General features: G+C 67.2%; 14 protein-coding genes. 10 read left to right on the plus strand and 4 right to left on the minus strand.

Translation table 11 applies throughout. The annotated features are described in order from the left end of the window. From K8I61_13695 to K8I61_13715, 5 genes are all read left to right on the plus strand, one after another. Window positions 1-511, plus strand: a 511-nt coding sequence (locus tag K8I61_13695; GenBank protein MBZ0273086.1) for an SDR family oxidoreductase, incomplete at its 5' end; no start/stop codon positions are given. Between the two features lie 34 nt (window positions 512-545). After that, complete coding sequence (acpP, locus tag K8I61_13700) at window positions 546-818, plus strand: acyl carrier protein (protein ID MBZ0273087.1); 273 nt, start codon at window positions 546-548, stop codon at window positions 816-818. Between the two features lie 39 nt (window positions 819-857). Beyond that, complete coding sequence (locus tag K8I61_13705) at window positions 858-1,112, plus strand: acyl carrier protein (protein ID MBZ0273088.1); 255 nt, start codon at window positions 858-860, stop codon at window positions 1,110-1,112. Further along, on the plus strand, window positions 1,109-2,920 hold the full coding sequence (locus tag K8I61_13710; protein MBZ0273089.1) for a hypothetical protein: 1,812 nt from the start codon (window positions 1,109-1,111) through the stop codon (window positions 2,918-2,920). The genes K8I61_13705 and K8I61_13710 overlap by 4 nt, the downstream gene beginning before the upstream one ends. Beyond that, a complete protein-coding gene (locus tag K8I61_13715) occupies window positions 2,917-3,756 on the plus strand; it encodes a hypothetical protein (protein MBZ0273090.1) in 840 nt (279 codons plus the stop codon). Before K8I61_13710 ends, K8I61_13715 begins: the two co-directional genes overlap by 4 nt. On the opposite strand, the gene K8I61_13720 is transcribed toward K8I61_13715, so the two are convergent. The 4 genes from K8I61_13720 to K8I61_13735 form a co-directional block, all read right to left on the minus strand. Then, on the minus strand, window positions 3,749-5,005 hold the full coding sequence (locus tag K8I61_13720; protein MBZ0273091.1) for a glycosyltransferase family 4 protein: 1,257 nt from the start codon (window positions 5,003-5,005) through the stop codon (window positions 3,749-3,751). The genes K8I61_13715 and K8I61_13720 overlap by 8 nt on opposite strands. A 94-nt stretch (window positions 5,006-5,099) precedes the next feature. Beyond that, window positions 5,100-6,353, minus strand: a complete 1,254-nt coding sequence (locus K8I61_13725; protein MBZ0273092.1) for a response regulator — start codon at window positions 6,351-6,353, stop codon at window positions 5,100-5,102. Beyond that, window positions 6,350-7,438, minus strand: coding sequence for a type IV pilus twitching motility protein PilT (locus K8I61_13730; GenBank protein ID MBZ0273093.1), 1,089 nt, complete (start codon window positions 7,436-7,438; stop codon window positions 6,350-6,352). Before K8I61_13730 ends, K8I61_13725 begins: the two co-directional genes overlap by 4 nt. Next, window positions 7,438-9,114 (minus strand): hypothetical protein, encoded by a 1,677-nt coding sequence (locus K8I61_13735; GenBank protein ID MBZ0273094.1) that lies wholly within the window; start codon window positions 9,112-9,114, stop codon window positions 7,438-7,440. Before K8I61_13735 ends, K8I61_13730 begins: the two co-directional genes overlap by 1 nt. Window positions 9,115-9,500: 386 nt before the next feature. Here K8I61_13735 and K8I61_13740 point away from each other — a divergent pair, with 386 nt between their 5' ends. The 5 genes from K8I61_13740 to K8I61_13760 all read left to right on the plus strand — a co-directional run bounded on the left by K8I61_13740 (window position 9,501) and on the right by K8I61_13760 (window position 14,686). After that, entirely contained in the window at window positions 9,501-9,824 is a 324-nt protein-coding gene (locus K8I61_13740; protein ID MBZ0273095.1) for a hypothetical protein, read from the plus strand. A gap of 51 nt (window positions 9,825-9,875) precedes the next feature. Further along, the gene (locus K8I61_13745) at window positions 9,876-10,805 is read left to right on the plus strand and encodes a patatin-like phospholipase family protein (protein MBZ0273096.1); all 930 of its coding nucleotides are present in this window, start codon (window positions 9,876-9,878) and stop codon (window positions 10,803-10,805) included. Beyond that, window positions 10,802-12,211, plus strand: coding sequence for a trypsin-like peptidase domain-containing protein (locus K8I61_13750; protein MBZ0273097.1), 1,410 nt, complete (start codon window positions 10,802-10,804; stop codon window positions 12,209-12,211). The genes K8I61_13745 and K8I61_13750 overlap by 4 nt, the downstream gene beginning before the upstream one ends. A 91-nt stretch (window positions 12,212-12,302) precedes the next feature. Continuing rightward, window positions 12,303-13,703 carry an aminopeptidase gene (locus K8I61_13755; GenBank protein MBZ0273098.1) on the plus strand — a complete coding sequence of 467 codons (1,401 nt, stop codon included), beginning with the start codon at window positions 12,303-12,305 and terminating at the stop codon, window positions 13,701-13,703. Between the two features lie 17 nt (window positions 13,704-13,720). Beyond that, the gene (locus tag K8I61_13760) at window positions 13,721-14,686 is read left to right on the plus strand and encodes an RluA family pseudouridine synthase (protein MBZ0273099.1); all 966 of its coding nucleotides are present in this window, start codon (window positions 13,721-13,723) and stop codon (window positions 14,684-14,686) included. Window positions 14,687-15,014 lie beyond the last annotated feature (328 nt).

A 15,014-nucleotide genomic window follows, 5' to 3' on the forward strand; every position in this document is an offset into this window, starting at 1 on the left:
GGGGGGGCTGGATGTGCTGGTCGCCAACGCGGGCGTCACCGGCGCGGGGCTCGCGGTCGGCACGAGCGATGAGGAATTGCGGCGGCTGCTTGACGTCAACGTCGAGGGCGCGTTTCGGTGCGCGCGCGCGGCGATCCGCCCGATGTTCCGGCGAGGCGGCGGGCGCGTCGTGTTTCTCGGTTCGGTCGTCGGCGTCACGGGCAACGCCGGACAGGCGGCGTACGCGACGACCAAGGCCGCGCTCACCGGTCTGGCGCGGTCGCTGGCGCGCGAACTCGCGGCGAAAAACATCCTCGTCAACGTCGTCGCGCCGGGGCTTGTGGACACCGGGCCGGGGGGCATGATTGACGCGCTGCCTCCGGACCGGCGCGCGCTCGTGCTCGAAAGCATTCCGCTTGGGCGCGCGGCCTCGCCGGACGAAATCGCGGGCGTCATTTCGTTCCTTTCGGGCGCGGACGCGGGATATATTACGGGGCAGGTTTTTCTCGTTGACGGCGGATTGCGAATGTAGGTAAAAACGCCGTGTCGTTTCCGAAAGGATTGTCATGTATACGGGTAGGGAAGCCGAAATTTTCGATCGCGTGGCGAAAGTGGCCTGCGAGAAAATCGAACGAAAAGAGGGTCGCCTGACGCCGGACCGGATTCGTCCGGAGAGCGATTTCATCAAGGACCTCGGCGCCGACTCGCTGGCGGTCGTCGAGATGATCATGGGCATCGAGGATGAATTCGGGCTCGAGGAAATCCCGGAGTCGGATGTCGAAAACATCCGCACGGTCGCGGACGTCGTCGAGTACCTGTCCCGCAATCTGAAGCCGTGATGGCGGGCCTGAAAAATTCCTCGCGGAGGACGTGACGCCATGGCGCGAAGTTTGTCGGAACGCATCATCGGTCTCATCGCCGACCACATGGAAACCGATCCCGACGAGATCGACGAAGCGACGTTCTTGTCCGACGACCTGGGCGCCGATCCGTACGTGCTCGAGGAAATCGCCAATTTGATGGCCGACGAATTCGAAATCGAGATCACCGAGGACGACTACGAGTCCTGGGAGACCGTCGGAGACGTCGTCCAGCTCGTCGCCGAGAAGCTCGAAGAAAACGAAGAGGAATGAGCCGCCGGCGCGCCGGGAAAAAGATCAAGAACGATCTCATCTTCCTGGGCGCGCGTTTTCTATTTTGGCTTGGCCGCGCCGTTCCGCTTTCCGCCGGAATGGCGTTCGGGCGATTCGCCGGCCGCGCCGCCTGGCGCGTCGTGCGCGGCGATCGCCGCCGCGCGCTTGCGCATCTTTCGATCGCCTTCCCCGGCTCCGATCCCGCGTGGCGTGACGCCGTCGGCCGGCGCTCGTTTGAAAACCTTGGCCAGAGCCTGTTTGAGCTTTTCCATCTGGACGAAATCCTGTCGCCGGCGGGGAAATACGCGGGTTACGTCGAGGTTGAGGGCGACGAATATATCCGCGAAACCCTCGCCAGGGGCCAGGGTGCCATCGCGGTCACCGGTCATATCGGAAATTGGGAGCTGTTCGCGGCGGCGCTCGCGGCGCACGGCATCGCGTTGCGCCCGGTCGTGCGTCGATTGTACGACGAACGCATCGACACGTTGCTCAACGACCACCGGCGGAAATACGGGTATTCCACCTTTTTCCGCGACGACGACGACGTGGGGCAGGGAATTCTCGACGTCCTGCGGCAAAATCTCGTGCCGACGATCCTTATCGATCAGGACACCCGGGTGCGCGGCGCGTGGGTGCCGTTTCTCGGCGTCCCGGCGCACACGCCCACCGGCGCCGCGTTTCTCGCGCTGCATCACGGCATCGACATCCACACCGGCACGATCCACCGCCGGCCCGACGGCGGGCACACGATCGTACTTTCGCCGCCGTTTTCGCGCCCGGATACGGGCGACGTCGCCGCGGACGTGACCGCCCTGACGGCGGCGCTCAGCGATCGACTTTCCGACGCCATCCGCGCGCATCCCGACGAATGGGTCTGGATGCATCGCCGCTGGAAAAAGCGTCCGCCCGGCGAGCCCGCGTGGCTAAATCCCGAGCGCCGCGCGCACGTGCCCGGCCGGCGGGAACGCTTCGGTCACGCCATCGCCTCCGCGCTCGCCGCGCGCGGGCTTTTCGGTGCGGGAACCGCGGCGCGTATCGCGCGTCTGGCGCGCCTGGCGACGCCGCGCCGCCGCGCCGCCGTCCGGCGCAATCTGGTCGAGTTGATGGGCCATCGCCTCGGTCGGTTTGAGGTCACCGGAATCGAACGCGAGGTCTTCGCGTCCGCCGGCCGAACGCTCGGCGAGCTTGTCGAAGCCGCATATGCGTCGGAGGCCGAACTGGCGCGACGCGTGGCGTTTCGGGGCGCGGGGCCGATCGTCGACGCGCTGCAAAAGGAGAGGGGCGCGACGCTGTATGTCGCGCGGTGGGGCGCCTGGCCACTGGCCATCGCGGCGCTCTCCCGCACGGGCGTGCCCGTCGAAATGGCGGATGAATTCGACGGTGCGCCGCGCGCCGCGTGGATCCGCCGCCTGCTCGAAAAGCACGGCGTGGCATTCGCGACGCCTTCCTCGAACGGCGAGTCCGCCGGCGCGGCGGCCCCATCCGCGGCGACCGATAACCGGTTCGCGCGGCGCACGGCACACGTGCGTTTTCTTGACGAAGCGATCGCCGGCGTCGTGCGTGGCGGCGATGCCGAGCCGGATTCGCCCGATCCTCAATCCTCAATCCTCGATCTCCATCGGACCGACACCCCGCGCTTTCTTCTTGTCGCCGAGCGCGCGCGCCACGGCCACGTGGAGGTCGGCGTGGAACCGATCGATGACGGCGGGCACGCGTTTGCGCGCGCGGTCTCGCGCTGGCGCCGTATCGTTCGCGAAAAGCCGGGCGCCTGGGAGGGCTGGCTGGCGTTCGAACGGCGCCTGCCGTGACCGGCGTTGCCACGCGCCGCGCCATCAAGGACAATCAATGGGTGCGCATGACGACACGATACGGCAAGGGTGTGCTGGTCGCGCTCGCCGTCGCCGCGCTTTTCGCCGCGTGCACGGACGAGCTTGGCAACAAGCTGTCCGGCTTTGACGTCGACGAGGCGAGCGAAGAGGCGCGGGATATTCTCACCGGGCGCGCGCGCCTTTCCGGCGAGACCGACCACAACGATATCCGCGTCGAACTGCCGGACGCCGGCTTTTCGATGTTCACCGACAAGAGCGGCAACTTTCAGCTTCCGCGCGATCTGTCCGACGGCGAATGGACGATCGTTGCGAACTACCCCTTCTTCCACTCGGTGACGCGGCGGTTCAATGTCGTGCGCGGCGTGCCCGAAAGCCCGCTCGCCACGATCGAGCTGCCGCGCGCGATCGCGTTCGGCATTTCCACGAACGGCACGTTTTTCGGGTATGGGTCCACGGTCGTCATCACACTCGCGGCGACGAACGTCTCCACAAATCCGGTGATCATCGCCTCGACCCGCCGGCCGATCGCCGCGTTCGCCGTGCGCCGAAACGGCGAAACCGTCGCGGGCGGGTTGTTTCCGGGTTACGACGCGCTCGATCCCGTCGAGATCGAGTTCGCTCCCGGCGACACGCAGTACTTCCAGATGCGCTGGAAGATCGACAACCCCGACATCACATCCGGCTATTACGACATCTACGCCGCGCTCGCGAGCGATGTGACGCACCCGTCGTACTTCTCGGAAGACGCCGAGGACGCCGCGTTTAACGAGAGCCTGTTCGCGAAACTTTCGCCGGTGACGATCCGCGTCAACTGACCGCGACCTCGGCCTCCTCGGCGATCGCCTCCTTCATCATCGTCACGAGCCGCGCGGCATGCGGCGCCATGCGATGCTCCGCCTCGACAAGCGCGCGCCCGCCGTCGCCAAGGCGTTTGGCGCGCGCGGGGTCGTCCAAAAGCAGGCGCACGCCCTCGGCCAGCGCGCCTGCGTCGCCCGGCGGACACAAAAACCCGGTCGCGCCCGGCCGCACAAGCTCCGGCAGGCTGCCGATATCCGAGGCCAGCACCGGCGCGCCCCGCGCGAACGCCTCCAGCACGACGTGCGGCGCGTTCTCAAACCACAGCGACGGCACGAGCACCACGCCCGCGCGGTCGTACAGATCGCGCAGCGCCGTTTCGTTCACGTGGCCGAGGAAGGTCACGCGGGCGCGATCGCTCGCGGGAACCGACGCCACGAGCTTGCGCCCGTCATCGGTTTCGGTGTCGCCCGCGACGACAAGTTCAAAACCGCCAAGGCGCGCGGCCTCGATCGCCACGTGCGCGCCCTTGGGGGGAAACAGCCCGCCCGCGTAGAGCGCGAACGACTCGCGCCGGCCGGCAACGGGCGACAGCCAGTCGTCCGGGATCGGTGTCGGCAGGTGCACCAGGCGGTCGCCGGAAACGCCCGCCTCCTTCAATCGCCGGATCAAAAAACGCGACGGGCACACGATCCGCCGGGGGATGCCGTCCACGTTGCGAAGGCGGGCGTGCGTCATGGCGACGACGCGCGTCGCGGTCACGGAAAACGATCCCTTCAAACAGCGGTAACGCAGGGCGGGCGCAAGCGAGCGGTCGCACAGGGTGCACGGCGCGCCCGCGCGAAAGGCGTTGTACGCGGGGCAGACGATCTGAAAATCCGACTGCCGCCACAAGACGGGCCGGCGCTCGTCGCGCGCGGCAAGCAAGAGTTCGGGATAGAGAAAATGCGCGATCTGCAAGGCGTACACGGCGTCGATGCGTTCTTCGCGCAAAACGCGGCGGGCGCGGTTGTAGATCGCGCGATCGAACACGACCGATCGCGCCAGCCGCGCTTTTTCGGCGAACGTGAGCGCCCTGTCGCCGTGCCGCACGAACCCCTCGGCCGGCGGCGGCGGAAAGTGCCGCGCGTGGGGCGTCGGCTCGTTTTGCGGATACGCGAGCGAAAACGGCACGACCTCGTGCCCGAGATTCGCCAGCTCCCGCCCGATGTTGAAAAGGTAGCGCTCCGGCCCGCCCGAGACGAAATAGCGATTGGAGCCAAGCAGCACGCGCATCGGAGGCAGGATAGAGGATTGAGGATCGAGGATCGAGGGGAACGCCCCGCTCGATACGAATCAGGCGCGATCGGCGCCGCGCGCGCTGTTACTTCACCCGCTTCAACGTCCCCAGCGCCTCGAACACCGCGACGAGCCGCAGCGCGTCGTCTTCGGCGACGCCCATATCGGAGGATGCCGTGCGTAGCGCCTGGCCTTCGCCCAGGCGTTGAAGCAGGCGGCGCTCCTGCGCGGAAAACGGCAACGCCCGAAGGTCGATGCCCTTGACCGGCTGTTCCGTGAAACGAAGCTCCGCCGTGTTGCCGTACGTCTCTTTAAGTTGCGCGATGTCGATCGTGGAGCGAACGCCTTCGTAGATCAGCCGTCCCAGGTCAACGCGGATGTTCACGTCCGACGGCGGCTCGATCGAAACCTTGCGGTATTGATACGGGCCGGCCGGCCAGGCAAACGGCCACAGCGACTTGCGCACCATCTGCTCGACGAGCACGCGCTCCAGGTCCGCGGCGGACAAAAGCCCCTCGCGGCGCAGCACCGTGCCAAGCAACATGCGCCGCTCCTCGGCCAACTGACCCGCCCGCGCGAGATCGGCTTCGGGCACCGCGCGCTGCCGGCGCAACTCGTCGGTGAGCGAAAATCCCGCGATGTACGGCGACGTGACATTCACGAGCGCGCCCATGAGGATGTGCAGCGTCACCAGCGTATCCGACGCGCCAAGCCGCAAGACGCCCGTGCGGTAATTCTGGGCCAACAGCCGGAGCAGGCGCTCGATACGCACCTCCCCCAAATCGCCCGCGGGCGCGAGCGCCTTCTTGCCCGGAATGACGCGGGAGATGTTGAAGTCCGTGCGCGTCGTCTCCTCGGTCTTCGAGTCGACAAGCGCCGGCCGCTCCTTCTCGTGACCGAGATAGAAAAGCACGAGGCGGACGATCTTCTCCATGCGCGCGGGCAGGAGCACGACGTCGTTCGCGCCCCACTTGGAGCGCGCATCCACGAACAGCGTGCCGCTCATGACGCCGGAGGTCAGGATGATCGGCGTTTTCTTGTCGTGAAACTCGGTGCGGATGCGCCGGCAGAATTCGTAGGCGTTCCCGGCCGATAAAAACGCGCCGAGGATGATCACCCCCGGCTTGTCGCGCTTGTAAATGTTCGCGGCCTCGTCGGTGCGCGTCGTGTGACGCACGGTAAAGCCGATCCCCGACAGCGGCGCGACGAGTTGTTCGCACTCGTCCTCGGTCGATTGCACGATGAGAAGCGTCCCCTCGGGAACCCGTTCGGGCCCCGTCGAATCGTCGGCCATGGCGCTGAAATTCATCTTTTCTCCAAGCTGCTTGAGCGCGTTCATGCGGTCAACCCCAACTCCTTGCGTGCCGGAATGTCGAGGTATTCCTCGAACGATTTTTTGTCCGTCGCCGCGATGTATGCGTCGATCGGCTTGATCTGCTGGCGTTTGAGCAGGTCGAGAAGCGACTGGTCGAGAAGCTGCATCCCCGCCGCGCGGCTCGTCTGAATGAGCGAGGGGATCTGAAAGGTCTTGCGGTCGCGGATGAGATTCGCGAGCGCCGGCGTGCCGAGCAGGATTTCGTACGCCGCGATGCGCCCGCCGCCGTCCGCGCGCGGCAACAACGCCTGCGCGACGACGCCCTTCAGCGACTCGGAGAGCATCACGCGGATTTGTTCCTGCTGATCCGCGGGAAACGAGTCGATGACGCGGTCCACCGTCTTGACCGCGTTCGAGGTGTGAAGCGTGCCGAGCACGAGGTGCCCCGTCTCCGCGGCGGTGATGGCCAGCGAGATCGTCTCCAGGTCGCGCATCTCGCCGACCAGGATGATATCCGGATCCTCGCGCAGCGCGGCGCGCAGCGCATCGGCGAAATCGTCCACGTGTTCGCCCACCTGCCGCTGCGTCACGTGGCTGCGCTTGTCCTCGTGCACGAACTCGATCGGATCCTCCACCGTCAGGATGTGCTCGCGCCGCGTCGTGTTCATCGCGTCGATCATCGCCGAAAGTGTCGTCGATTTGCCCGAGCCCGTCGGGCCGGTGACGAGGACGAGCCCCTTCGAAAGGCGGATGAGGCCCGACACCGCGCGCGGCAGGCCGAGTTCGGTCATCGTCATGATGCGCGACGGAATCTGCCGAAACACGGCCGCCACGCCGTGCCGCTGCATGAACACGTTGCCCCGAAAACGAGCGTTCTCGCCGAAAGGGTAGATGAGGTCCGCCTGGCGCCTCGCCTCGAACTCCTTCGTGACGCGCGCGTTCATCACCTCTTTCAGGATCGCCAGCAGCGATTCGTGCGTGAACGCGGGATGGTTGATCGGCGTGAGCTGGCCGTTGATGCGCACGATCGGCGGGGAGCCGGACGACAGATGCAGGTCGCTCGCCTTCTGTTCGACGACGAACTTGAAGAATCGGTCGAGCTGCGGCATCAGGCGCCCTCGCGCGGCAGGTATTCCTCGAACGCCGCGTCGCCGGACAGCACCAGCCGCCGGATCTTGCCGTCGATCTCGACGTGCCCCCGCTTGTGTAGAAAAGCGGAGATCGCGGCCGCCCCGGCGTCGTCGGAGAGGGCGTGCGAAAGGTCCGCGTCCATGCGCACGACCTCGACAAGCGTATGCCGCCCCAGGTAGCCCGTGTCGGAGCAATGTTCGCACGCGGCGGCGCGCATCGGCGTCGCGGATTCCATCTCCGCGCGCGAGGCGCCAAGGCGGCGAAGGATCTCGCCCGCGCGCTCGTCGGGCTGTTTGCAATGCGGGCAAAGGCGCGGGATCACCGCCAGCACGGCGACGCCCGCCAGCGCGTTCGACGCGGCGCGCGGCCCGCCGGCCGTGTTCGCCAGGAACTCCAGCGCCTGCGGCGACGTGCGCAGATTGACGTTCATCACCACGAGGGCGGGCGCCGACGCCAGGCCCACGACGCGATGCACCGCGGCGCGATCCCACACGTCCTCGACGTACACCAGATCCGGCTCCTGCTCGGCAATGACCGCGAGCGTCTCGCAAAGCCGTTCCGGATCGATCGAGGCGTTCACGATCTGTACGGCGTCCGGCGCCACGATCCAGGGCAGCCGGCCGACCGCGAAGGTCTTTCGGCGCGATGCGCCCGCATCATCGAGGACGAGCCGCGCGAAGGTCAGCTTTTCGATGCGCCCCGCGCCCGCGATCAGAACGAGTGCGCCGCGCGAGGCGGTCATGCCGCGAAGCGCCGTCCGATCGTCGGCGTCAAGGCCGAGATCGTCGAGGTTCTCGCCGACGGACACGCGCGACAGATCGATAAGCGCGACCGAAGGCCCGGTTCGCCCCGCGATGATCGTGACGAAATACGACAGGGTTTCGCCGCCCACCTCCCGGCGCAGGAATCCCTCGCCGGAGCGCGTGGCGTCCTCGACCGACAGCGCGTCGCGGATCCGCGAGACGAGGACATCGGCCCATCCCGGCGGCACGCACGCCACGTCGTCGATGCGGCGCCCGACCCGGAAACGCACGACGATTCCCGCTTCGCGCGATTCCAGATGGATCGCGGCGGCGGTGCGTTCGCGCGCCCGGCGCAGGATGAGCCCCAGTAACTCCGCGCCGGACGTGTCGCGCCCGGCCGACTGGATTTCACCCGCGGCGAAGGCGTCGCCGGACAGCGCGTCGCCCGCCGGCGCCTGACGCGCCGCCCCGGGTCCCAGATCGCGCGCGTAAACTTCGTCGAGCGTCCGCACGATCTCTTCGGGCAGGCCGATCGCGACGTTCAGCCGCAACCCGGTTTTCTTCCGCAGGGTGTTCAAAATGTCGCCACGTGTCGGATCGTCCATGACAATCGTCAGCTCATTGTCCACAAGAAAGTAGGGGACGACGCCGAGCTCGCGCGCGAGCGATTCGGGCACGACGCGCAGCGCGGCCGCGTCGACGGCCTCCGGGCGAAGGCGGATGAACGGGATATCGAGTTGGCTGGCGAGTCCCCAATTCAGATCGTCGTCGCGGATCAGGCTGCGTTCGACGAGGATTTCGCCAAGGCGCCTGCCGGTCTTGCGTTGCTCCTCGAGCGCCGCGTCAATGTCCTCCTTGCGGATCAGACGCGCGTCGAGAAGGATCTGTCCTATTCGAGGACGGTCCGACATCGGGTTCTCTCTCGGAATTTGGAATGTCCCTATTATCACACGGCTTTTTCGCGCGCCAGCAGCAATCGACGCACCGCGGCATTTTTTGAACCGCGGTTCGAAGCGGACATCAGCCGGGAGCGTTTCCCGCGAAATGCGCGCCCCGACGGCGCCATCCTCGTGTTGGCCGAACCGTCGCGGTGAAATCGTTTCCGGATCGAACATGGACAAAATGGATGTGGACGGAATGGCCAGGATGGACATCACGGACCGTTGAGGAATCCGCCAGCCGATGCGAATGGCCAATCCGCGTTCCGCACTCGTCCTTCGTCACCCGTCACTTTCCTTGACGCTGCGCGCGCGCTTGTAGAAGAATGAACGTGCGTTCGATCGACGGGGGGACACCGATGGTTCAACCAAGGCACTGCGACGTTTGCGGGACCGATTTCAAGCTCGGCCAGAATCGCTACACGGTGAACATCCGCATCACGTCGGCGTTTGACGGCCATCTGCCCGAGCTTGTGCTCGACGAATCCGAGCGGGCCGAGGCCTTTGAGCGCCTGTCGAGCCGGCTTGCGACGGTGTCCGCGGAGGACGCCGAGAACGAGGTCTTTCAGGAGATGGAGTTCATGATGTGCCCTCAGTGCCGGCGCGATTTTCTCCGAACCGTGTCGGACCTGACCGGCGACGTGAACGTCCCGAAAAACAAACAGCCCACGCTCTTGCAATAGCCGGGAGCCCGGCGCGCCGCCGGCGTGCCTTCCCGCGATTCGATATCGATGATGTCCCGTATCAAAGTGGGTATCGCCCTTGGCGGCGGCGCCGCGCGCGGCCTGGCACATCTGGGTATCCTCGAGGTGTTGCGCGGCGAGGGCATCCCGATCGACCTGGTCGCGGGCACCAGCATGGGCGCGCTGGTGGGCGCGATGTATTGCGCCGATGGCGGCATCGACGGCGCCGTTAAACGCACCGAGGAATTCCTTGGCGCCCCCGCGTTCAAGAATTCGCGCATCCACATGCTGCGGCGGCGCTCCGACGAGGAGGAGGAGGGCCTGACGGCGATGCAGCTTGTGGCCTCCTACATCGCCCGCGGCCGTGTGATCGCATCCACGGTGACGCGCCCCTCCGTGCTCGAGGAGGCCGACCTGAAGGCGCTCATCGGCTCGTTCCTCGACGATCGCGACATCGCCACGTTTCCCGTGCCGTTCCGCGCCGTCGTCACGGACCTCGCGCTCGGCGAGGAGGTCGCCCTGGCGCGCGGCTCCGTGCTCGACGCGGTCGCCGCCTCGTCCGCGGTACCCGGCGCCTTTCCGCCGATCATGATCGACGGGCGCGCCTATTGCGACGGCGGCGTCGTCAACATGGTGCCGGTCACCGTCGCGCGCGGCATGGGCGCGGACTACGTCATCGCCGCCAACGTCATCCACGAGCCGCCGGAGGCCGACCTGTCCGCGCGCGCGCTCGAACTCTACTTCCGCACGCACTACATCACGCGCATCGCGCTCACGCGCCTGCAACTGCGTTTTGCGGATATCGTCCTGACGCCGCCGGTGGGGCATATCCACTGGGCCGATTTCACCCGCGCGGATACGATGGTCGAGGCCGGCCGGGAGATCGCGCGGCAAAACGTCGATCGCATCCGCGAGGACCTGCGCCGGCTGGCAAGGCGGCCGCGTTTTCTGCGCCGCCGCCGGCCGGGGATGGTGGCGTGAGCGCCCGCCGGACCGTTTTGGCCGTCGCTGCCTTCGCGGCTTTCTCCGCGATCGCGCTGTTTGCGTGCACCGAGCGCAAGGTAACGCCCGCGCCCACGCCGGCTGCCACGACGTCCGAGCCCACGCCCACGCCCGCGCCGCCCTCGATGGAGGACGCGGTTATCCGCGCCGCGGCGCGGGCGACGAGCGCGGTCGTCAGCATCCAGTCGACGCTCCTCATGACGGCGGACGAGGCGTCCATCTGGATGGACCCCGAAAACCCGGGCGACCGGCGCATCGAAAGCATCGGTTCCGGGCTTGTCTATCGGCCGGACGGCGTCATCGTCACGAACGACCATGTCGTTCGCGGCGCGAAGAAGATTCTCGTCACACTTTCCTCGGGCAAGGTCGTCGAGGCGACGATCATCGGCAGCGACCCGCTCACCGATGTCGCGGTGCTTCGCGTTCCGGCGACCGGCCTTGCCGTGCTTCCGCTAGAAACGCAGTCGATGCCGATCATCGGCCAGTGGGTGATCGCTGTCGGCTCGCCGTTCGGACTGACCGGCTCGGTGACGGTCGGCGTCGTCTCGGGCATCGGCCGCAAGGACATGGGCTTGCAACGCTTCGAGCAGTTCATCCAGACTGACGCGGCGATCAACGAGGGTAACTCGGGCGGGCCGCTTCTTGACCTGTCGGGCCGCGTCATCGGGATCAACACCGCGATCGTCGCGGGCGGCATGGGGGTGTCGTTCGCCATCCCGGCGTTCATGGTCAAGGAGATCGCCGACACGCTCCTTTCCGAGGGCCGCATCGCGCGCGGATATCTCGGCGTGCAGATTCAGGATCTCGATGCCAACCTGCGCCGCTATTATCGCGTCCCCGCCGACGAGACGGGCGTGCTCGTCACGGAGTCGATCGAGGGCGGGCCAGCGCGCGAGGCCGGCGTTCATGAGGGCGACGTCATCCTCTTGTTTGATGACGCGCGCATGGAAAGCCCCACGGCGCTGCAGGTGGTGGCCGCGCGTTCGGAACCGGGATCGGAACATACGATCACCGTCTGGCGCCAGGGCAAACGGATCGTCCTGCCGGTCGCCGTCGCGCCGCTCCCGGAGGAGACCGAGGACGACGCCGCTCCGGGTGATGCGCCGCGGGCCGACCGTCTCGGCATCACCGTCTCGAGCGCGATGACCGAAGGACCGGAGGGTGGCTACTTGCCGGGCGTGATGATCTCGACAATCAACATCGGAAGCGCGGCCGAAACCGCCGGACTGGAGGTCGGCGACATCGTGCTCGAGGTCGACGCCCGGCCCACGCTCGACGAACAGGAATATTCGCAAGCCGTGCGCGCGCTGCCCCGGGGCGCGCTCACGCTGTTTACGATCGACCGGCGCGGCGCGCGGCTGCACCGGGCGGTTGAAGTCCCATAGCGCCCATGTCCATTCGGTCCATAATGTCCATAATGTCCATGTCATCCCCGAAAGATCGCTCTTAAGCTGAACATCTCGTTTGGACGACGCCATGACTTCCCTCAAAGACATGAAAAAACGCCTCGCCTTTGCACCTCGCCATGTGCGTGACCGCCTCTCCGACGTGGAGGTGCAGGACGCCTTCGATTTCGGCGAAGCGTATCGCACTTACGTTTCGGCCGCGAAAACCGAACGCGAATCGACGCGCCGACTTGCCGCGCTGGCGCGCGACGCGGGCTTCGCCGATCCCGGCGAGGCGGCCGAGCGTCTTGTCGTCGAATACCGCGACAAATGCGTCGCGGTGGCGCGGCACGGAAGCCGGCCGCTGACCGACGGGCTCAACCTTGTCGTCGCGCATCACGATTCGCCGCGTCTCGATCTCAAGCCGCGCCCGCTTTATGAAGATGGCGGGATCGCCATGCTCAAGACGCACTACTTCGGCGGCGTCCGGAAGCACCAGTGGGTGACGCGCCCGCTCGCGCTGCATGGCCGCGTCGTCACGGCCTCCGGCGCGAACGTCGATCTGCGCATCGGCGAGGATGCGGGCGATCCCGTGTTCACGATTCTCGATCTGCTCCCGCACCTGGCGCACAAGCGGCAGGAGCCGAAAAAGCTCTCCGAGGCGTTCCCCGGCGAAAAGCTGAATGTCGTGTGCGGCGGCATGCCCATCGGCGGCGAGGACGACACCGAGCGCGTGCGCACTGGCGTGCTCGCGATCCTGCATGAGCGCTACGGCCTCGTGGAGGAGGATCTCGTCAGCGCCGACATCGAGATCGTGCCCGCGGGCGAGGCGCGTTTTGTCGGATTCGACCGCGCGTTCATCGGCGCATACGGCCACGACGACCGCGCGTGCGCGTATTCCGCCGTGCGCGCGCTTCTCGACACCACGGGCGGCGACCGCGCGTGCGCCGCGATCGTCTTCGATCGCGAGGAGGTTGGCTCGTTCGGCACCACCGGCGCGCAGGGACGCTTCGTGCATCACGTTCTCGAACGCCTGTTCGAGGCCTCGGGCGCGGACCCGCGCGAGATCGATCTTTCGCGCGCGCTGCACGCGTCGAAGGTGTTGTCCGCGGATGTCGCCGCCGCGTTCGATCCCGACTGGCCCGAAGTGCATGAAAAGCGCAACGCCGCGCGCGCCGGCCACGGCATCGTGCTCAAGAAATACACGGGCACCCGAGGCAAATCGGGCGGCTCGGAGGCGCCGGCGGAACTCGTCGGCGAGGTACGCCGCCTGCTCAACGCCGCGGGCGTGGCGTGGCAGCCTGGCACGATGGGACGCATCGACGAGGGCGGCGGCGGAACCGTCGCCAAGTTCCTCACGCGCACCGGCGCGGACGTGCTCGACGCCGGGCCGCCCGTGCTCGCCATGCACGCTCCGTTCGAACTGCTGCACGTGCTCGATCTCTACAGCGCGTACCAGGCTTACCGCGCGTTTTTCGAATACCAGCCGTGAGCGCCCGGCAGGTCGAGATCGTCGTGGGCGAGGACGCCGACGGCGCGCGCCTCGACACCTATCTCGCCGGCGCGATTGAAGACCTGTCGCGAACGCGTGCGGCGGCGCTTGCCGAGGCCGGGTGCGTGCTTGTCGACGGCGAGGCGATCGCCCGCGCCGCCCATCGCTTGCGCGCGGGGCAATGCATCGTCGTCGCGATTCCCGAGCCCGTGCGCGCGAGCGCGAAACCGCAGAGTCTTCCGCTCGAAATTCTCTACGAAGACGCCGACCTCGTCGTCATCGACAAGGCGCCGGGCATGGTCGTGCACCCGGCCGCGGGGCATGCCGACGGCACGCTCGTCAACGCGCTTCTGGCGCGCATCGATGATCTGTCCGGCGTCGGCGGCGAGCTGCGCCCCGGAATCGTGCACCGCCTCGACAAGGGTACGAGCGGTCTCATCCTCGCCGCCAAGAACGACGCGGCGCACGACGCGCTTTCGCGCCAGTTCGCGGAGCGCACGGTGACGAAGATCTACCTCGCACTCACCGCCGGGCAACCGTCCCCCGCACGCGGGCTCATTGACCGGCCGATCGGGCGCGACCCCTCCGAGCGCAAGCGCATGGCGGTCGATACGCCGCACGCGCGGCCGGCGCGAACGCGGTACGCCGTCCTCGCCGCGCGCGGGGGACTGGCCGCCGTGGAATGCCGGATCGAAACCGGCCGGACGCACCAGGTGCGCGTGCACATGAAGGCGATCGGCTGCCCGCTCGCCGGCGACGAAACGTACGGCGGCAAGCGCGCCGAACGCCGCCTGACCGCCGAGGCGCAAGCGGCGATCGCCGGCATCGACCGCCCCGCGCTGCATGCTTGGCTCATCGCGTTTGCGCATCCGACGACCGGCGCCGCCATGCGCTTTGTCGCGCCGCCTTGCGCCGATCTGCGGCCCGCGCTCGAGTTTCTGGGCATCGGGGATCTCAAAAAGTCCGGCATCCTGGACGCCTGAAAGCGCCGCATGGCCTGGAAGTCCGGAAGTCCGAAAGGTCATCGCCAATCGAGCCCCATTCCTGTCCCTTTTGCGATTCGTCGCGAAACGCTCGCGCCGGCGCCGCGCCTCGGTCCATAATGTCCATCATGTCCCTTCGCTCCATTTCCCACGCAACCGCGGCCGCGCCATGATGCAACCCGAACCCGCCTTCCAGATCCGCCACCAAACCGCCGCCGGCGAGGTACGCTTCGTGTTTTTCGGCCGGCGGGGCGGGGAAAGCGCGGGCGCGTTCGCGTCGTTGAACATTGGCGCGTCCGCCGGCGATTCGGAGTCGGCGGTGCGGGGA

The organism is bacterium (assembly GCA_019912885.1).
GTDB lineage: Bacteria > Lernaellota > Lernaellaia > JACKCT01 > JACKCT01 > JAIOHV01.